The sequence below is a fragment of the Clostridium sp. KNHs214 genome (genome assembly GCF_000744935.1).
Lineage (GTDB): Bacteria > Bacillota > Clostridia > Clostridiales > Clostridiaceae > Haloimpatiens.
This window is the reverse complement of the sequence record NZ_JQMW01000011.1, coordinates 161535-182198: the sequence shown is the minus strand read 5'-3', so window position 1 is coordinate 182198 and position 20664 is coordinate 161535. Positions and strand designations below refer to the sequence as shown.

Here is a 20664-nt window from a genome sequence, read left to right as displayed (position 1 = left end):
AGGAAACTATTAATATGTTTAGGTTACTTTAGGAAAATAAGGAAAATAGGGACAGTTAACAATTATTTAGTTGAAGTCAGAAAAGAAAAGAGATTAGAAAAATAGATAAAAGGAGAGAAACTGTCTTATGACCAACCATGCTCATTTTATAATTGATCCTAATGGTGCGGACATATCAAAAATAATGCATGGTTTAAACTTCAAATATGCTATAACATTCAATAAAATTCATCAAAGGGTTGGAACATTATTTCAAGATAGATTTAAAAGCAAAGTGGTAGATACAGACAGGTATTTAGTGGTCTTATCCGCTTATATTCACAATAATCCATTAAAAATAAGGGGGTATGAGCAACATCCAGAGAAATATAGATATTCAAGTTTAAGTGTATATTTGGGCTTTGAAAAGGAGAAAACAGGACTTCTAGATGAAGAAAGTAATTAAGTGTTTAAGATGAATAAACAGAAAACTAAAGGGACTTTATTACATAAACTCTAGTAGATAAGATGCATATATACATCTAGTAACCGTCCCTTTTCCTTAAATTAACTAAAAATTAATGGTCCCCAATTTTTCCTTTTTTACTTTAGGTATGCTTGTAGTATATTCATTCCATTATTAGCATATACGCCAATTCTTTTTATACTATATATGCCGTCAGATTTTTTGCCAAGCCTACCGCCAGTTGCGAATGCCATGGTGTATCCTGCTTCTTTAGCTGCCTTTATGGTATCTTCATTGTATTTGCCGCATGGATAAGCTATACAGGTTATTTTTTTATCTAATAATTTTTCTAATACTTCTTTTGACTGTTTTAAAGTTTGTAGTTGGTTTTTATAAGGAACCCTATGTAGCTCTTGATGATTTGTAGTATGACTTTGTATATCTATTCCGTTAGCTTGCAATTCTCTAATTTGTTTTGAATTCAAGTAGGAGTTATCTCTGTCTATACAGTCAGTAATTACAAATATAGTAGCATTTATGCCATATTCTTTAAGTACTGGATACGCATTAGTATAGTTGTCTACATACCCATCATCTAGGGTTATAACTACGGATTTCTTAGGTATAGGCTTATTTTTTTCTAAAAAATCATATAATTGATTAAGTGTAAGAGTAGTATATCCTTGATCTTTTATATATTTCATTTGTTCCTTAAATTTTTCCTTAGGCATTCTTAAGTTATTGTTTTTTTCATAGTCGATAGAGTGGTACATAAGTATACATATATCCTCATTATTGTGCTTTAGAGGAATGTTTTGTGGAAAAGCTTCTTCATTGTTTTGATGATTTTTTATATTTTTTTTGGCAGTATCTTCAGTGTCTTTTTTTAAATCTTTAGAATTATTATTTGATGTATTTTTTTCTTCTTTTGATTTCTGAGACGTTTCTTTTTTTATTTCTTGATTATTATATACAGCCTCATTATTCTTTTCTTTACAACCATATAGCCCTATAACCATTGTACATAACAATATCATAAGAATTTTTTTAGAAGTTTTCATTTGTTCTCACCTCATTTTTTATATTTAAAATCCAAGAGTATTATAAACCCAATGGAACTATTGTGCAAATTATTCCATTTAATCGTTTATGTCAAGTTCTAGTGTCAAATTTATTCTTACAAAAACTTTAATTCGTAATATACAATTTATACACTAAATCTACATAGGTTTTTGGATAAATATTAATTGTAATAACACCCTAAAACCGTATTATTTCGTTAAAAAATTTGGGGATGAGTTTCAAATTACGAATTGAAGGGTTAAGAATTTTTCTCTTGCATTTAAACAATAAATGTGATAGTATATTTTTTAATAAGTTTTAAAATTAATAAAATTAATAAGATTAAAATTAAATTATAGTTAGTTACCTAGGGTAGAGGTGCTGTGTCTAATAGTAATTATTTAGAGCTGCAAGCTTTGAAGAATAATGAAAGGAGGCATGGCCGAAGAAAGTCATTAGCAAAAATGCTTTCTGGTTTTACATAAAATATATGTAAGACTGTCACTTAGTAAGAGTGGAGAACTACAAGGTACACAAAGTTGCTATTTTTTTGAGTTTGATGCAATGAAGGTGTTCCTTCATTGCATTTATTTTTTGGTAAATTAATAAAAATAATTGTAAAGTTAATTTAAAATAATTAATAATGCAAGTTATAAAAGTTAAGTGCTAAAAAGTGATTATGGGAAATTAATTGTTAAAAATGAAACTTAAAGAAAAGGCAGACATCCTGTGGTGACCTAGTCAACTAACAAATTGTAGGAGGGAACATAAATGAAAACTTTTAATGGAATGAGTGTTATTGATAACCAATTATTTATCCAAGGAATAAGTTGCAAAAAGTTAGTTGAAAAATATGGTACGCCTCTTTATGTTATGGATGAAAATATGATTAGAAGTAATTGCAGAGAATTTTATGACAATTTTAGAGTTAAGCAAGGGAACAAAGTGGCTTATGCGGGAAAGGCTTTTTTGACTATTGCTATGTGTCAGATAATTAATCAGGAGGGCCTTTGTCTTGATGTAGTATCCGGTGGCGAACTGTATACTGCATTTAAAAGTGGATTTCCTATGGAAAAGGTTTATTTTCATGGCAATAATAAAACTAATGAAGAAATACAAATGGGTATAAAATATGGTGTTGGAGCATTTGTAGTAGATAACCTTTATGAAATGGAAAAAATAAATTATATAGCTAAAAAATATAGCATAACTCAAGATATTCTTCTTAGAATAACACCCGGAATTGAAGCACATACTCATGATTATATAAAAACAGGACAAGTTGATTCTAAATTTGGGTTTACCATAGTAAATAATAGTACAAGGGAAGCTATTGAAAAAGCAATAGAGTTGCCTAATGTGCATTTAAGAGGATTACATTGTCATATAGGATCACAAATTTTTGATTTACAGCCTTTTGAAGATGAAGTAGAGATAATGTTAAATATTATTAAAAATATAAAAGAGCAATTAAATTTTGAAATAGAGGAGTTGGATTTAGGAGGAGGCTTCGGAATTTATTATACAGAAGGTGATGAACCTAAAACCATCCAAGAATACTGCAGTGCTATCATAAATAAAGCAGAACTAATCTGTGAAAAGTTAAATATAAAAAAACCAGTTCTTGCGATAGAACCTGGTAGGAGTATAGTTGGAAATGCTGGAACTACTCTTTACACCATTGGAGCTATAAAGAATATACCAGATATTAGAAAATATGTGTCAGTGGATGGGGGTATGTCGGATAATATAAGACCAGCTCTTTATAATGCACAATATGAATGTGTTATTGCAAACAATGTGGTTGGGCAAAATGAAGAAACTGTAACTATATCAGGAAAGTGTTGTGAATCAGGTGATATTTTATTAAGTAATGTGCAAGTACCTAGGGCTGAAAGTGGAGATATATTAGCTATATTTTCTACTGGCGCCTATGGATATTCTATGTGCAGCAACTACAATAAAATACCTAAAGCTCCAGTGATTCTTGTAAAGGATAAAGAAGATAGAATTATATGTAAAAGACAATCCTATGAAGAATTAATTTCTAATGAGGTATAGGTGCCAGGCACCTGCCGATATTTGTCGATATTGCTGATATTATAGAGATTAATTTAAAACAAAAGGGCATAAGTAAGGGGGATATATATAAGGGACGGTTAAGAATTAACAGCTAAGAATTAATTCTTAGCTGTTAATTCTTAACCGTCCCCGTATTTTCCTTATTTTCTACCCATATTAATTTATTAAATATATACTATACAATATTCCACAATACTATTTTATAAGTTTGTCCTTTGAAATAATGTGGTTAGTTATCCAATCAATTATGAAATCTAATATATCAAGTATATATTTATCTTGATTTACATCAATTTTATTAAAATCAATCTCTTTAAATTTGCTTATAAAATACTCATGTTCTATTTTTTGAGAAAAAAATTTATTATAACCTATTTTTGTCATATATTCTTCTTCTGAATTAAAATGATATATAGTATAGTCCTTTAGTTCTTCTAGTATAGAGACAATTTTATCATATTTATCAATACAAAATTCATCTCTTAAAAGTGAATATGCTTCATTCGCTATACTAAATAATTTTTTATGTTGATTATCAATTGATTCAATACCTATGTTATATTCTTCCTTCCATTTAATCATATTCATATTCCCCCTTGTAGAATTTTTAAATTTCCTTAATATGCATACCTATTCTTAGATATTCATAATTTAAATAATAAAGTCTTTTTTTAATATGCTTTATGTTAATTTAAATTGGTATTGTAATTTATATTAAAAAATGTTGAAAAAATAATTTATACTATTTAATAATTATTATTGTATACAATTGATATTATACACATTTTTATAATTAAATCAACGTTATTTTTGAAGTATTCAACTTTAGTCATTTTTGGAATGACCAACTTTCGTAGTTATAAAATAAAATTTAAAATTTAAAATTTAAAGGTAAAACTCATTTAGGAGTTTTTGATAAAATATAAATTCAAGAAATGCTCTATGAATTTCAACTCACATTCTAAATTTAAATTTAAAATTAAAACTATACTTATATTTCCTTTATTTATGTAATGTAGGGCTTAAAAGTTATCTGTAAAAGTTGATTGAGGTATTAATTACTAGTATATTTGTCCATTGAAATTGTACTCTGAGTTTAGAGTATGTTATACAATAAAATATTAATTTGTAATTTTAAATAGTTATTTAGATGTTTATAAAAAATACTGGAAATAACACTTTGTATTATTTCCAGTATTGTGAAGAGAGATTTTGCACAACTAAGTATTGAGTTTTTAGTTTGAACTTTGTTTGCAGTCATGGAGGAAAAATTCCATAATTCCATCACATTATACCTTATTGTGGGTTAATCACATTATTCATAACTTAATGACTCAACTGGGTCTAATTTTGAGGCTTTTGCAGCGGGTATTATTCCAGCAATTGTAGATATAAACATTGCAAGAACTATGGAACCAAGTATTAACCAATATGGAGTTATGAATAGAGTTTCTATATCAACAGGACCTTTCTTTTTCATTATATTAAGTACAATGGTATTTACGGTGGAAGAGGTGAGTAATGCTAGAATAACTCCGAGTATTCCTCCCAAAAATCCAATTGTTCCAGACTGTACTATAAATAAAGTTTTGATATTTCTTTTAGAGCCACCTAAAGCTTTCATAATTCCAATGGATTTTGTCTTTTCAAAAACAGACATTGTCATGGTGTTTATAACCCCAATGGAAGAGACTAGTAATACGATAACACCACCTATCATAAGAAGTACATTTAAAATTTGATTTTGCTTTTGCATATATTCAATGGTATCTATTTTTGAATTGACACTATATCCTGTTTTCTTAACTTGATTGTAAATATTTTTAGTATCATTTATATTTTTAGCATCAATTTGTAATAGTGAAGGACCATATTTATTGAAGTAATTTTTTTCTCCAGAAGTAAATTGTTGTATTTCTGAAGATATGTCTATAGGAGTTATTATTGAGCTAGAATCATCATAAAGTTTATTTATAACTCCTGATATCTTAACCTTTTTTATAAAAGAAGGCTGACCAGGAATGTCTATTTTTAATTCCATTTCTTTTCCTATAATATTTTCATAATTACTTTTTATACCTATTCTATTTAAATATTTTTCTCCAACAAGTACTGAGTTTGTATCAGTTGAGTTTAATGATTTACCTGCAATAATAGGTTTTGTATTTTTACCTTTATTTTTCTTGTCGTTTGTTATAATGTTTACTGAGGAGTTAGAAAAGAGAGTATAATTTGTATCTACACCTATAATACCTACTTTTTTTCCGATTTTATCTCCAATTTTTGTACCGGTAATATTAGAAGCTAATTCTATACGTATGGAGTCTACACCATTTATTTTTTGTATTTTATTAATAGTATCGGAATCTATTTTTTTTAAGGCTAGCTCTTGTGAATATTTATTTTCTTTAATTAATTTCTCTCTTTTATTTGCATCTTCCGGATATACAGAAACCTGTTTTAAATCGTGCACAGTATTTAATTTTTGCTGAGACCATTTTTGTAAACCTTGACCTAATGCACCCATAACTACTACTAGCATTACGCCTATACCTATAGAAAAGCAGGTTAAGAAGGTTCGAATTTTTCTATTTTTAAGGTCGTTTATGGACATTTTTATACTATCGCCTAATTTCAATTTATTTCATCTCCATCCTATTTATTTACAATTAAGTAATATACAATTTTCATAATGAAAAATTTAATTAAATGTAATGGCTATTTTATATATGTTGTGTAGAAGTATATGGTAAATACTCATTCTACTGAATTTAATATCATTCTGCTAAATCATGATGATTATATGCAAATGTCTAAATCAAGCTGATTATAGGCATTTAGTATTTTATGTTGCACAATATTAATTAAATAGCCAATGTAATTTTAATAAATACAATTTTATAATATGTCATTTTAGTAATATACTATTTGGAATTAAGGGCTTCTATTGGATCAAGTTTTGCTGCTCTAGAAGAAGGATATAAACCTGACAATACTGCTAATACTATAGCAAATACTAATGAACCCCATACAAGCCAATTAGGCATATAGAATTTAATAACCACGTCTGTTGCTTGCTTACTTTTTAAATAGGTACTTATGGCGAATTCTATGATTTTACTGTTTATAAAACTAAATAATAAACCCATTATTCCACCTATGAAACCTATAGTACCTGATTCTACAACGAAAATGTTTTTTATATTGGTTGTAGATGCGCCTATGGATTTCATAATTCCAATTGATTTTGTTCTTTCATAAGTAGACATAATCATTGTGTTTATGATTCCTAAAGCTGCAACGAATAATACAATTATTCCAAGGGAAGAAAGGATACCTTTTAGTACAGCAAATACACTTTTAACTTGTTCTGCAATTACTTCATAGGATTCATATTGGTACCCCAGTGTCTTAAGGGCTTGTCCTACAGTTTTCACACTATCTTCATCTTTGGCGAATATATTTATGTCATTGTAGCCTTTATTTTCAAAGAAGTTGCTATCGAAAGTTTCATAGTTTTTGAATTCTAGTGATGTTTTTAGTGGTACTACAATTTTTCCGCTGTATGCATCGATTTTTTCATCAATAACACCAATGACTTTTCCTGTTTTATTTAGTGGTTTTAGTTTCATTCCATTACTAGCTTGATTTGATATTATAGTAAACTCTTTCCCAACTACTGATTTATAATCGGTTATGCCCATTTCTTTTAGGACTCTTTGAGATATAATCATAGCATCTTTGTCATTTGCAGTTAGGTTTCTACCTGCAATTATAGGTTTAAAATCTTTATTTTTTAATTTTAATGCATTTATTTCATTGTTTAAAAATATTTGTGCATCTTTATATCCAATAATAGATAAATTATTTTTTTGTTTTTTATCTCCAATTTTTATTTCTGAAATTCTACTGAAAATCGAAGCAGAAATTTCATTTACACCTTTTAAGTTTTTTATTTTATCTACTGTCCTGTTGTCTATCCTTTTAAAGTTCTTTTCCATCATTTCCTCGTAATCCATATTTTCGTCAGTAGATTCATTCATCATTTCGTCAAAACTTTGATATTTTTGAGGAATTACATTTATCTTTTTTATGTTGCTATGCTTACTCATCTCATCTAAAATATATTTTTCACCAGTTGAACCTAGTCCCACCATGGTTACAATTAGGGTAGTACCTATTGCTACGGCTAAAGCTGTTAAAAATGTCCTGCCTTTTCGTTTTTTTAGATTGCTAAAAGCAAGTTTTATGGAATCACTAAATTTCATTTTTATCAACCTCCTGAATTTTACCGTCTTTGATTCTTATTACTCTTTTTGCTTCTATTGCTTGCTCATTGTTATGTGTAACCATTATTATAGTATAACCTTTAGAATTTAAGTCCTTTAATAAGTCCATTATTGCGGCGCCAGTTTTTGAATCAAGATTACCAGTAGGTTCATCTGCAAATATTATTTCAGGAGAATTTACTATGGCTCTTGCAATACTAACTCTCTGTCTTTGACCACCAGACATTTCCATAGGTCTATGCTTTACTTTATCGGAAAGGCCAACTAAATCAAGTGCTTTTAATGCTCTTCTTTTTCTTTCACCATTCCCAATTCCTGAAAAAATCAGTGGCATCGTAACATTTTCTAAGGCGGTTTGAGTATTTTCTAAGTTAAAGGCTTGAAATATAAAGCCAATTTTTTCATTTCTATACTTTGACATAGCTTTGTCCTTTAATTTACTTATGTCATTGTCTTCTACATAAATACTTCCTTTTGTTGGTCTATCAAGTCCACCTATTAGATGCATAAGAGTAGATTTACCAGAACCAGAAGGGCCTACTATTGCAACAAATTCACCAGATTCTATTTTTAAACTTACATTATCTAAGGCTATAACCTCTTCTTTACCCATTTTGTAAATTTTAGATACATTTTTTATTTCGATCATTTTATATTCCTCCCATGAAATTATTAAATTCTATTTGGTTTGCCGAATACAATTATATACTAAATTTTTGATAAATTTCTTTCATTAGTGTCACATAACTAAAAATCAATCTTACAATTTTGTCACTATGTTTTAATGTTGTAATATTGACGTTCAGAAATAGATAGGGATAGCTATAAATCTAAAAGGTAAGAGAGTTAGGAACACAGATTTTTACTTGTTCCAGTTTCCCTTAAATATACTTTTAAGTATCACCATAAATGTTGATAAACAAGTGATAAAAGTTATTAGATGATTAAACCACAATAAGGTATAATGTGATGAAACTATGAAATTTCTCCTCTATCACTTGCATAAGAGCTCGGAACAATAAATTTAATTTAAGAAATTCTAATCTTTTAGCCATATAAAATTATCTAACGCTTACATTCAGCGTCCTGCCTCAGGTTCGCTAGCCTGGCGTCCTTTTAAGGGTTACGATAATTTTATCTGTCTAAAAGAAGAATTTCTAAAATTAAATTTAAACAGTTCCTTCGCTTCTTATGCAAGTCATTCCAGAAAAATTTCATAATTCAGGTAATGTAATGCTTTTTGTGGGATAATCATTAGATAAAAAATAAAAGATACTTTATAGTAGAAATTTTCACGCAAATTTCTTATTAGAGAGGCAAATAGGCAGGTTAATTATATATACACCTGCCTATTTTTTATCAAATTTATTTGTAGTTTTAAAAGGATTTTACTTTGCAACTCTGTTATTGAATATAAATCGCCGAAAAGTGGGTGTACTGTAGCTTTTGATAAAAGTTCTGTTTGACTACTGAAATTTATATCTTCTATGGTGGCCTTTTTTAGATGTAATTTTATTTTAGCATAGTCTTTTAGTAATGGGTAAGGGAATTGAATACAGCAAACGGTTTTGAAAGGGACTGCTTTTATTAATTCTTTTACGGAAGTTTTAATAAATGAATCATTTATGTCTTCGCAACAGGAGTATTCTATGTTTCTTGTTAAAACCCCATCTATAAAAATATTGCATTTACTATTAGAAGTATTAATACTAGTGTGATCGTCTGATGAATCATTATAGCTAATTTTATTTTCACATAGAATATGGTATTCAGTAATAGCAATTAAATTTTTGATTTTTCTTATTTTTAATACTTTTTCTTTAAATTGTAAAGTATGTTCTAGGGGGATCTCTAAGATATATTCACCTAAAATTATTGGAACATTGCATAGAGTACGAGGCATATTCGTATCACAATTATTATTTATATTATTAAGTACATTATTATGATAGTCATTGTTATTACTTAAGTTATTACCTAGAGCATGAGCTGAACTATTATTAGTTAATTTATCATGAGAGGAAGTATTATCATTGGCTGTATTATTAGTTAATTTATCATCAAGGGAAGTATTATAATTAGTTATATTATTAGCTAGGTTATCATGAATGGGATTATCAATAGTTACATTATTAGGTAGATTATCATTATAATTAGTAGATTTATCGCTATTATTTACATTTCTATCAAAGTCATTTACATTAGCTGTACTATCCTTTGAATCAGGGGAAGAGTTATTGGTATTACATGCATTATTAGTTACATCATGGGTAGAACTATTGCTATTGGTTACACTATTGGTGATGTTATGAGGTAATTCCTTGTTATTAGCTATGGTATTCCTTATATCACAAGTATCATTACATACTTTATTAGTATGTACAGGAGTATTAAGACTAGAAGAATTTTTACTGGAGTCACTTGCTTTACTGGAATTTATACAAAAATATATTAAAGCATAATAAATATAAGAGTAGCAAAATCTTTTATGAATTAAACATATTATTTCTATTAAAATTAAAAGAGTAAGCATTGATGTACACTCCTTTCTGATAGCTATAATACCTCTTTCCTATATAAATAAGCCAAGCATAAAAAACTATTCCAAATGCAAACCAGTAATGATTCCCTTTTAATCTAAGATAGGCCCAAGCTTAAAACTTGGGCCTAGGAATTGAAGAAAAATATTAAATCACATTTAAGATTATTTTTAATGCTATTACATCTATATTGCAATTATAAATAAGAAAAATTATTAAAGAACGTTAACTTGTTGAAGTTGAAGAACTTTTAAAGTTAAATATATTACCATTTTTTCTGTTAAAGCGTTGTATTCTACTCTATCAGGAAAATTATTGTTTATTGGATCTGGATTTCTATTTATATCATATTCAAATATTCTTGCACGAATTAGCTCGCAGAAAGGTTTTTCGTTAAAAAATAATGTTTGGTTAAATACTTGTTCACATGGTGTTCTGCCTAAAGTTGTATTTTCACATTGACAGGTGTTTTCAGGACAAGTAAAATCTAGTGAAGTTTCTACATTAGAGAATGCGAATACTGGTGGTCTTATATAGGTTATTTCGGTAACACATTCAAAATCCACGTCAGCACTTATATCTCTAAGAGTTCCTCCTACGACACCTTCACTTACACAGTCAGCACGTACATACTGAATATTTTTTCTTACAAAACCTGCTAAGAACAACTTTCCTGTAATTGGAACGCCATTTTGAATAACTCCTGTGCCAGGAATTATTTTGCATTGGGTTAAATAAACATCCTTTGTAATTCTTTTTATTTCAGAAAATGGTTCTTGAAAATCTATTCTAGCTTCTGTATCTATTTGAACTTCAACTTCAGATAACACTACTGGTATTTTAGCTACTACTGGTCCAGTTATAGCAGTTGGCGTTACTGGAGTATTAGTACATCTACACAAAGTTTTAGGATCTGTTACTGTAGTTTGACATACTGGCATATATGATAAACCTCCCTTATATTCTAAAAGAAATATTAAATTTTAACATAGCGGAGACTTTGTCCACCTAATATAGTGTATTAACAAATAGACATAAGTGTTACTAATTTAATAAAAAAAAATAGGGTGCCAGGCACCTGCCGATATTTGTCGATGGTAATTGCATTATCTATAGGATATACTATATTATTGAGCAGTAGTATTCGACAGGTGCCTGGCACTTGTTGGGGATGTAGTTGGCACTAATAATTCTGTGGATAAGGTTTATAAAATCGGAAGAGAATTTTATAAGGAGCATCAGTTTATTCATTTTAATGTGAATAGCACTGATCAATGTAATGATGTTTTGGATTTGTGTGAAGAACAGGCAGATGGAATAATATTTACTGGATTAGGGTTTGTTAAGGTTATAAATGGGTTTAAAAAAATAACTAAGCCGCATTTTTTTATTTCAAGAGACGGAACAAGTATAATGAAAGCATTTTGGAATATAAAAAGAAAAGGATTAAATCCCAAAAATATAAGCATAGATGTGGTTGATGAATATTTGCTTAAAGATATATGTGAAGAATTTCAATTTGAATTTCAAGATATGTATATATATCCATTTGATTCAGAGAAAAAAGAAGCAGTGTATAAGGAAAATCACAGGGAATTATGGAAAAGTGGAAAAATAGACTTGGTTATTACAAGTTACGGATGGATATATAATGAGTTAAAGAAAGAAAATATTCCAGTGGAAAGATTAGAGATAACCAATACGCTTATTAGACATTCAATTGATTATATAATATATAAAATTAAAAACAATACCGCAAAGAAGTCACAAATAGCAACTCAAATTGTAGATGTTAATATAAAACAGGATTCTAAAAGATATCAGTATGAGGTTTTAAAGAAGATAATTTTTGTGGAGAATCAGCTTGTGGATTATATTTCTACTATACAGGGAACTATGTTTAGAAGTGGCGATACTCAGTTTACTATAGTGAGTACTAGAGGTGCTATTGAAAATGGTGTTACGGAGCAGTTTTTTTTGAATATATTATTTGGTTCTAAAAGAGAAAATATTGAATTGTATACGGGTATTGGTTTCGCACATATCGGTGCCTGTCACCTACCGATTTTTGTCGAAACTGGATACTTAATGTGTGAATACATATTTAAATATTTCTGTACAATTTATTTATACAGAGTTATTATATATAATATTGATAATTTTAGCGCTATTATAATATGTAAATATAACCAGATATATAGATGATAGAGACCAATAGATATATTGTTGCATATGCTGGCACATACGTTTTTATAACTGGCAGATTTTAATCAGAAAACTAGAGAAGAAACTACTGTTTTATTAAGTTGATTTTTAAAATTAGTATTAAATTGTATTAGTTAAATTAAGTTGTGGATTGTGGTAAATTTAGAAATTTGTTTAGTTACAAGCCGAGAGTTAATTTTAAAAATAGTAGTAATAAACTATAAGAAAAGAGGGATTAATATGGCTGAGATTAAAGTAAAATACGGAAGAGAGAAAGTAGAAGTAAAGGTACCAGATAATAATTTAATTAGCGTACTAGAAAGTAAAGTTGTAACTAATGAAATAGGAGAAGAGCAAATAATAAAGGAAGCTCTTAAAAATCCTATAGGCAGTAAAAAACTTAAGGAAATAGTTAAAAAAGGAGAAAAAGTGTGCATTGTGGTATCAGATATTACAAGAGCATGGCAAAGAATGAGTGTTTATCTTCCTTATATAGTAGAAGAATTAGAGCAAGCAGGTATTAAAGATGAGGATATATTATTTATATCTGCTACAGGTTCCCACAGAAAACAAACACCGGAAGAGCACCGCGTGCTTTTAGGAGATAAGCTTGCAGAAAGATTTAAAATTATAGATCATGTGTCCACTAATGAAGAAGATTTAGAGTATGTTGGAACTACTTCTTTTGGAACTCCTGTTCATATAAATAAATTAGCTCTTAAATGTGATCATATAATACTTACAGGATCAATAATATATCACTTTCTAGCAGGTTGGGGTGGTGGAAGAAAGTCAATTCTTCCTGGAATCAGTGGTTACAAAACTATAATGACAAATCATGCTCTTTCCTTGAGTCCGAAAGTAGGTGGAGGAACAAAGAAAAATGTTAAGAGTGGTTCTGTAGAAAATAATCCTATACATCTTGATATGATGGAGGCAGCTGCTTTTGTTAAACCAACATTTATGTTTAATGCTTTGATGGGAAGTAACGGAAAGATACGCGCTGCAGTAGCTGGGGATTATATAAAGGCTTTTGAAAAGGGATGTGACATGGTAGATGAATATGATGCAGCGGAAATACATGAGTTAGCTGATATAGTAGTAGGTTCAGCTTGTGGATATCCAAAAGATATAAATCTTTATCAAACTTCAAAGACATTTTTTAATGTTAGGGAAACTGTAAAAAAGGTGGAACTATTATTATAATGAGTCAGTGTAGCGAAGGATTTGGAAATGAGGAAATGGAAAACATAATGATAAATTATGATGACAATTCTAAAAGGGAGGCATCTTTAAGAGCGGATTATTCTATTGCTAAACACATAGGCTATATAATGTGTGAAGCAGCAGTTAACTATAATATGATATTAGTTTCAGATATGGATCCAGAAATACTTAAAAAATGTAATATAAAAGTGGTGAAAAGCGTTGATGAAGCATTAGAGATAGCATATGGACTAAGTGGAAAAGATGCAAAGGTATATGTTATGCCTAATGGTGCTAACACACTACCAAAAATGAAATAAAGGTGCCTGTCACCTACCGATTTTTGTCGATAGAAACACTTAAAAGTCACAGTGACTTATAGGATTTTGTGGATAAACTCAAAGGTTAGTTTACTTATAATATGAATTTAAGCAAAAGTATATATTAAAAATTAGGGATTAGTAATTATCAAAGACCTAAATTGTAAAAGTTTTTGATATTATTAATCCCTAGTTTTGATTGAAATATTTTAGTATTATTTTAATATTAATAAGTTAGTGTAGTTGGTGAGTTGTTGAATTTATTTTTAAGTTTTATGTGTTTTTTAATAAGATTTTGTCAAGAGTTATTATGCAGCGGTTTCTCCATTTTTATTATTGTTCTTTTGAGCAATTTTAGGAAGAATCAATCCTAAACCAATAAGTACAAATGGAGTTAATAAGTTAAGTGCAATTTGGAAGTTCCATTGTGAAGAAAAAGCAGGAACATCTTTTGGGAACATTCCCATTATGCATGCAAAAGCTGTGAATGCAAAGCACCATAAACCTACTATGAATCCAGCTTTATTTCCTTTAATAAATTTATATTCTGAAGAGTAGGCTTGTCCATGAGTGGATTTTAACATCATGTATGCAAGGAATACCCATAGGTATCTTAGTGGCATAATTATAGAGTTAAGATCTAATAACCAATTAAATAATGTATTCATATCTCCAATTCCTATAGCGGGTAGTATTATTAAAATACCAACTAATACGGTGGTCATTTTATATCCATTTATTGGAGCACCATACTTATTTGTTTTATTTAAAGATTGTGGAATGAAGTCTTTATCTCCATCTGCAAGTAAAACTTTTAATGGAGCATCTATAGAAAACATTAATGCAGAAATTTGAGCTGCCATGTTAGCTATAGCGTATATTATTAATAAACCATTTCCAAGTCCATAATATTCACCAAGCATTTTAAAAGCGTAATATTGGCCATTCATTTTTAGGTCTTTTGGGATAGCATTTGAGTTAAACATTAATCCCATAGCGTAAGAACCTAATATAGCTGAGATAGCGACCATTATTGCAAGAGCTATCATCCCTTTTGGAAATTGTTTTGATGGGTTTTCTGTGTTATTAACATAAGGAGAAATTTTCTCACATCCTTCTACAGCAAACACTAGCATGGATATAGTTGTGAAATATCTAAAATTAAAATCAGGCATAAAATTTTTTAAAGTTATATTTGGTGTTGCTGGTTTTAAGCCAGTAATTGCAGGAGCTGCAAGTACTAATAATATATAAAGAATAGACATTACAAACATTGATGTACCAGCTATGGTTCCAATTCTTTTTAGCGAAGTAATTCCTCTTGAAGCTACCCAAACAAATAGTAGAAATACTAATAAAGTTACTGATTGGAGAATCAAAGGGTTCATGCTTTTTATAAGTTTACCATTTTGGAAAAATACCCAGCTTAAAGAAATTAAAACTGATTGAGATTTTTGCGCTAAATAGGGTATATGCACAACCCAATAAGTCCATCCAGCAAGGTAAGCAAGTTTTCTATTAGTAGTGTTTCCAATCCAAGCACTAACGCCGCCTTTGGAGTCTTTAAATGTTGAGCCTAGTTCACCAACCATTAATGCATAAGGTACAAAGTACAGGGCAAATATTAAAAACCAAGATACAATTACTGGCAGCCCTTGGTTGGCGTAATTGTTTACAACGTTACCAAAACCCCAAACCATAACGAAAGACATTAATGCTAGGTTGTACCACTTAAGCTTTTTTTCCTCTAAGTTATTACTCATGATGAGTCCTCCTTCTCAAAATTATAAAATATTAAAGCTTTTTTTAAATGAAACAAAACTTGTAAAGAGGTATAAAAACTCATATAAAACTTATGAATAAATTAATACAATAATTGACGAAATTCTCAAATAACACAGAATATACAACAAAAAGTATATCAAATATGGCCAAAAATGTGTTATTGCATTTGAAATCATATAGAATTTATCATATATTTTAATTTAATTCAATATTAGTGTTAAAAAATATGAATTAAATTAATTATAAATAAAGTTAAAATAGGCAGGTGACAGGCACTGATCGACTTTTGTCGAAGTTGATCATACCCTAGGGGGGTTGTTAAAAATAAATTTGTAATATATAATATTTATAGATGGATAATAATTATTTGTTAATTTTAAACATTTGTAGTTTCGAATTTTTATGTGGGGTGTTGTATATGTTTATAAAAAATTTGCTAAAGGGAAAAAATATAAGACTTACTTCGGTAAAGGAAAGTGATTTGCAAATATTTGAACAATGGTATAATGATTTGTCTTTTTTAAGGGTATATGATACCGTAGCTGCGTTTCCTAGAACTGAAGAAGAGTTAAAATTTATGATAAAAGAAGTAAGACAGTCTAATGATAGTTTTATTTTTGCAGTTAAAGACATGGAAAATGATAAATTTATAGGAGTTACGGGATTTGAAAATATACAGTGGAATAATGGAGTTGCTGTAATATATATAGGAATAGGTGATGAAGATTATAGAGGTAAGGGTATTGGTAAAGAAGCGTTGGCACTTACTATGAATTTTGGATTTCAAGAACTTAATCTTCATAGGATACAACTTAATGTTTTATCATATAATAAGCCTGCTATAAATTTATATGAAAAGCTTGGTTTTAAAAGAGAGGGCATTTATCGTGAATTTATTCATCGAGATGGAAAGCGATATGATATGTATCTTTATGGTGTTTTGAGGTTTGAGTGGGAAGATGTGAATCGTGCTAATGATGGTTATTAAAAAAAATACGAGGAGGAATGTGTATGTTAGAATTTAAACCACTAAATATTGATGATAAAGACATTTTTTATAAATATTTGAAGAGTTATAAATTTGCAACTAGTGAGTATTCTTTTGCTAGTCTTATAATATGGAGAAAAGGTTGTGATATTCAATATGTAGAGTTCAATGATGCACTTATTATTAAGAAAAGAGATTTCAATGGCAAATATCACTTTATGCAACCTATAGGATACACTAAGGAAAATCTTAAATATATAATAGAAGAATTAAAGAAATATAGGGAAAAAAATAGTATGCCATATTTGTTTAAAGATGTAGAAAATTTATTTATTGAAGATTTAAAAGAAATATATGGTGAAAAAGCTCATATTTGTGAGGATATAGATAATTTTGATTATATATATGATAGTGAAAAACTAATAACTCTTTCGGGAAAAAAGCTTCATTCAAAGAAAAATCATTATAATTTTTTTGTGAAGAATTATAATTATGAAGTGAAGGATTTTTTGGAATCTAATGTTAAGCAGGACTGTGTAAGAGCTTCAGAAATTTGGCATCATCAAAAGGATGCGCAAAATGGTGAAAATATATATATTGATTATGAATTAGAGGGAATAAAAGAAATTTTAACACATATGGAAGGGCTTAATCTTAAAGGAATGGCAGTTTATGTAGATGGAAAAGTAGCAGCATTTACTATAGGGGAGAGAGTAAATGATGAAATGGCCATTATTCATATTGAAAAGGGAATTGCTGATATAAGAGGAATATATGCATTTATAAATAAAACTTTTGCTGAAAAATATTTAAATGATGTAAAATATATAAATAGAGAACAAGATTTAGGTATCGAAGGTCTTAGAAAGGCGAAAAAATCATATAGTCCTTTAAAATTAGAAGAAAAATACTGTGTAAATATATAATGAATGATGCCAGGCTTCCTGTTTTCGACAGGTGCCTGGCACCTGTCGTCGTAACGATGGATTATTTCATTACAAACTGTTAATATTATTACTTTAATTATAAATTCCAAACTTACATAATAAAAATACATTGTTTTTGATTACTTTACAATATTCATTTGGGGATTATAGTAATTTAAGGGGGAAAGGGGTAAAAATGAAGAAAAAAACAGTCATTATAATTATTTTATTAATTATAATGTGCAGTTCTAGTGCTATTGGGGTGGCAAATTACAAGGAAGGTAAAACTAGGGAAAAAATAGCTGGAGAAAAATTATTGGCTAAGGGAAAAGAGGGACAAGTTAGTAGCGATGATAAAAGAGTTTTAGAAAAAAAATTAAAGGATGAGGAAAAACAGAAACAAGAAAGAAATAGAACTTTAGAAGAGGCTAAGGTGATTTTGCTTAAGCAAGGTGATTGTGGAGAAAAAGTAGTGGAGGTTCAAAAGAAACTTTACAATATAGGATATAATCTGGAAGTGGATGGTAAATATGGGGAGACTACTGCTACTGTAATTAAACGTTTTCAAAACGAGAATGCTCTAGAAGAAACAGGAATATATAATAATGAAACAAAGCAAGCTTTAGAAACAAAACAAAATTTAAGACAATATGATAAGGTTTGCGAAGAAGATGGTTGGTATTTAGAAAGTGATTATGAAGGGTTATCTCTTGAAGAAAAAATCAAAAAATATTTAGGTGAAGAAATAGACAAAGTAGGTTTTGTATATTATGATTTAACTTCTGGTGAAAAAATAAGTATTAATGGAAATAAAATATGTACAGCTGCAAGTACATATAAAGTTGGAATGAATATTGTGGCTTATAATAGGGTCAGAGAAGGAAATTTGGAATTATATGAAGGTCTAAAATACAGGTCTTCCATGTATGAATCTGGAACTGGTATCCTACAAAATCAAATGAATACAACACTTAAAAAGCCAATTTCAGTACAAAAATTATTGGATTTATCAATTATATACTCAGATAACATAGCCACTAATATGTTATCACGTCGTCTTGGTGGGGTACAAGCTGTTAGAAAAAATGTTTCTGACATTACAGCAATTCATATAGACACAAGAGATAATATAATAACTCCAGAAATGGAATTTATCTTATTAAAAGAATTGTATGAAGGTAGAAATGAAAAATACAATGCACATTTAATAAATTCTATGAAAAACACAGTGTTTCATGATAGAATAGATAAATATATTCCTAAGGATATAGTTGCCCATAAAATAGGAAATTATGGTTCATATACAAATGATGTAGGCATAGTATTTACAGAAAATCCGTATATATTTGTTATGTATTCAGATGGATTAAGTAATGCATCAGAAAAGATAGCAATACTATCAAAAATAGTATACAACCATCATAACGTTGCCAAGTAACTGTCTTCGACAGGTGCCTGGCACTTGTTATTTTTTGTCGAAAAGGTCTTATGCTTAGTTTACTAAATTGAGAGCAATTATTTTTTATTTATAAATATTTTTAATGAAAGAACTAATATTTCTAGTGTATATTTCTATGGAAGATTGATTATAGGTTAATAATTATAAAAGATTTAATAGAAAAGTGAATTTTACTAAAAAGTTATGCCGGAAGTTGCCGATATATATTGGTGGCACTATATTTCTTGTTATGTGAAAAAGTAACATATAAATATTTATTATGATTTTAATTACGGAGGTTATTATGGAAGAAGAAGTGACTTTAGATCTTAGAGAATTTTTTTGGATCTTGAGGAAGAGAGTAAAATTGATAATTAGTATTACGTTAGCAGCAACTATTATTGCAGGAGTTATAAGTTTCTTTGTTATATCACCTACATATCAATCTAAGGTAAGTGTAGTAGTGGGAAAAGGGAATGCATCAAGTAGTGTAAGTAAAAATTATGACTATAATGAAGTTATGATGTATCAAAAGCTTGTAAAAACCTATGCTCAAATTGCAAAACTGGATTCTGTGGCAGAGGAAACTATAGAAAAAGGAAACTTGCAGATAAGTGTAAAGAAACTTCAAGAAATTGTTAAAGTAACACCTCAAGCAGATACACAAATATTGGACATAACTGTGGAAAATAAAGATCCTCATAAAGCTAAATATATATCGGATATATTTACAGAGGCTTTTATAGGAAAGGCTACAAAGGCAATACCAGGTGGAAATGTTCAGGTTTTGGATAAGGCTCAAGTGCCAGAAAAACCCATAAAACCTAAAAAGAAACTTAATGTTGCAATAGCGTTTTTCTTGGGACTTATGGTATCTGTAGGAGTTTCATTTCTTTTAGAATATATGGATAATACTATAAAGACTGATGAAGATATAACTAAAATTTTAGACTTACCTGTTGTGGGGGTAATTCCAGAACATAATCAAGACTAGGAATATGTGTATTTACAAAACCAAAAGATACCGTAGGACAGTCTCATTCGACAAGTGCCAGGCACCTGTCGAATGAGACTATTTAGTTTAAAGAAAAGTCCAACAGTTTAAAATATAGCTGATGGACTTTAGATTATTTTTTGAGTATTTGTGTTCATTTATTTTGGAGATGGTTACCAATAGTGAATAATTAAAAAATATTAGTACAAGTTAAAAAATATTTAATATATATATAATAGTGTAAACAAACAGTAAAAAAGTAAATTTCATAATTATAAAAATATTTTAAAAAATAAGAAGGAATTTTAAAATAAATGCAGAATAATTTAAGTATAATATAATATTTTTCATAAACGGGCAAAATATGAATAATGTATATTATGA

General features: G+C 28.8%; 15 protein-coding genes, 1 pseudogene and 1 riboswitch. Of the genes and pseudogenes, 8 read left to right on the top strand and 8 right to left on the bottom strand.

The annotated features are described in order from the left end of the window. Positions 1-127 precede the first annotated feature (127 nt). Entirely contained in the window at positions 128-445 is a 318-nt protein-coding gene (locus CC89_RS09565) for a transposase (protein ID WP_051931667.1), read from the top strand. A gap of 137 nt (positions 446-582) precedes the next feature. Here the strand turns inward: CC89_RS09565 and CC89_RS09560 are convergent, their stop codons facing one another. Then, positions 583-1506 carry a polysaccharide deacetylase family protein gene (locus tag CC89_RS09560; protein ID WP_035291627.1) on the bottom strand — a complete coding sequence of 308 codons (924 nt, stop codon included), beginning with the start codon at positions 1504-1506 and terminating at the stop codon, positions 583-585. A gap of 366 nt (positions 1507-1872) precedes the next feature. Beyond that, positions 1873-2040, top strand: a riboswitch (Lysine riboswitch). 238 nt (positions 2041-2278) lie between these two features. On the opposite strand from CC89_RS09560, the gene lysA reads away from it, so the two are divergent. Further along, on the top strand, positions 2279-3568 hold the full coding sequence (gene lysA, locus CC89_RS09555) for a diaminopimelate decarboxylase (RefSeq protein WP_035291624.1): 1290 nt from the start codon (positions 2279-2281) through the stop codon (positions 3566-3568). A gap of 216 nt (positions 3569-3784) precedes the next feature. Here lysA and CC89_RS09550 read toward each other — a convergent pair whose 3' ends face one another. The 6 genes from CC89_RS09550 to CC89_RS09525 all read right to left on the bottom strand — a co-directional run bounded on the left by CC89_RS09550 (position 3785) and on the right by CC89_RS09525 (position 11359). Next, entirely contained in the window at positions 3785-4171 is a 387-nt protein-coding gene (locus CC89_RS09550) for a bacteriohemerythrin (protein ID WP_035291621.1), read from the bottom strand. Positions 4172-4904: 733 nt separating this feature from the next. Next, a complete protein-coding gene (locus CC89_RS09545; protein ID WP_035291618.1) occupies positions 4905-6227 on the bottom strand; it encodes an ABC transporter permease in 1323 nt (440 codons plus the stop codon). A gap of 286 nt (positions 6228-6513) precedes the next feature. After that, positions 6514-7857, bottom strand: coding sequence for an ABC transporter permease (locus CC89_RS09540; protein WP_035291615.1), 1344 nt, complete (start codon positions 7855-7857; stop codon positions 6514-6516). After that, entirely contained in the window at positions 7847-8527 is a 681-nt protein-coding gene (locus CC89_RS09535) for an ABC transporter ATP-binding protein (RefSeq protein WP_035291613.1), read from the bottom strand. Before CC89_RS09535 ends, CC89_RS09540 begins: the two co-directional genes overlap by 11 nt. Before the next feature lie 684 nt (positions 8528-9211). After that, on the bottom strand, positions 9212-10411 hold the full coding sequence (locus tag CC89_RS09530) for a DUF7852 domain-containing protein (RefSeq protein WP_035291610.1): 1200 nt from the start codon (positions 10409-10411) through the stop codon (positions 9212-9214). A gap of 222 nt (positions 10412-10633) precedes the next feature. After that, positions 10634-11359, bottom strand: coding sequence for a CsxC family protein (locus tag CC89_RS09525; protein WP_051931665.1), 726 nt, complete (start codon positions 11357-11359; stop codon positions 10634-10636). Positions 11360-11612: 253 nt separating this feature from the next. Here CC89_RS09525 and CC89_RS09520 point away from each other — a divergent pair, with 253 nt between their 5' ends. Further along, positions 11613-12623, top strand: a complete 1011-nt coding sequence (locus tag CC89_RS09520; RefSeq protein ID WP_035291607.1) for a hypothetical protein — start codon at positions 11613-11615, stop codon at positions 12621-12623. Positions 12624-12863: 240 nt separating this feature from the next. Further along, positions 12864-14149: pseudogene (locus CC89_RS09515) on the top strand (lactate racemase domain-containing protein). Between the two features lie 308 nt (positions 14150-14457). Here the strand turns inward: CC89_RS09515 and CC89_RS09510 are convergent. Next, entirely contained in the window at positions 14458-15912 is a 1455-nt protein-coding gene (locus CC89_RS09510; RefSeq protein ID WP_035291604.1) for an amino acid permease, read from the bottom strand. A gap of 440 nt (positions 15913-16352) precedes the next feature. Between CC89_RS09510 and CC89_RS09505 the strand changes: the two genes are divergently transcribed. The 4 genes from CC89_RS09505 (at position 16353) to CC89_RS09490 (ending at position 20280) form a co-directional block, all read left to right on the top strand. After that, positions 16353-16922 (top strand): GNAT family N-acetyltransferase, encoded by a 570-nt coding sequence (locus CC89_RS09505; protein ID WP_035291602.1) that lies wholly within the window; start codon positions 16353-16355, stop codon positions 16920-16922. 23 nt (positions 16923-16945) lie between these two features. Beyond that, entirely contained in the window at positions 16946-17848 is a 903-nt protein-coding gene (locus CC89_RS09500; RefSeq protein ID WP_035291601.1) for a DUF2156 domain-containing protein, read from the top strand. A gap of 196 nt (positions 17849-18044) precedes the next feature. Further along, positions 18045-19286, top strand: a complete 1242-nt coding sequence (locus tag CC89_RS19520; RefSeq protein ID WP_051931663.1) for a serine hydrolase — start codon at positions 18045-18047, stop codon at positions 19284-19286. Between the two features lie 304 nt (positions 19287-19590). Next, positions 19591-20280 (top strand): YveK family protein, encoded by a 690-nt coding sequence (locus CC89_RS09490; protein WP_035291600.1) that lies wholly within the window; start codon positions 19591-19593, stop codon positions 20278-20280. The last annotated feature ends 384 nt before the right edge of the window (positions 20281-20664 follow it).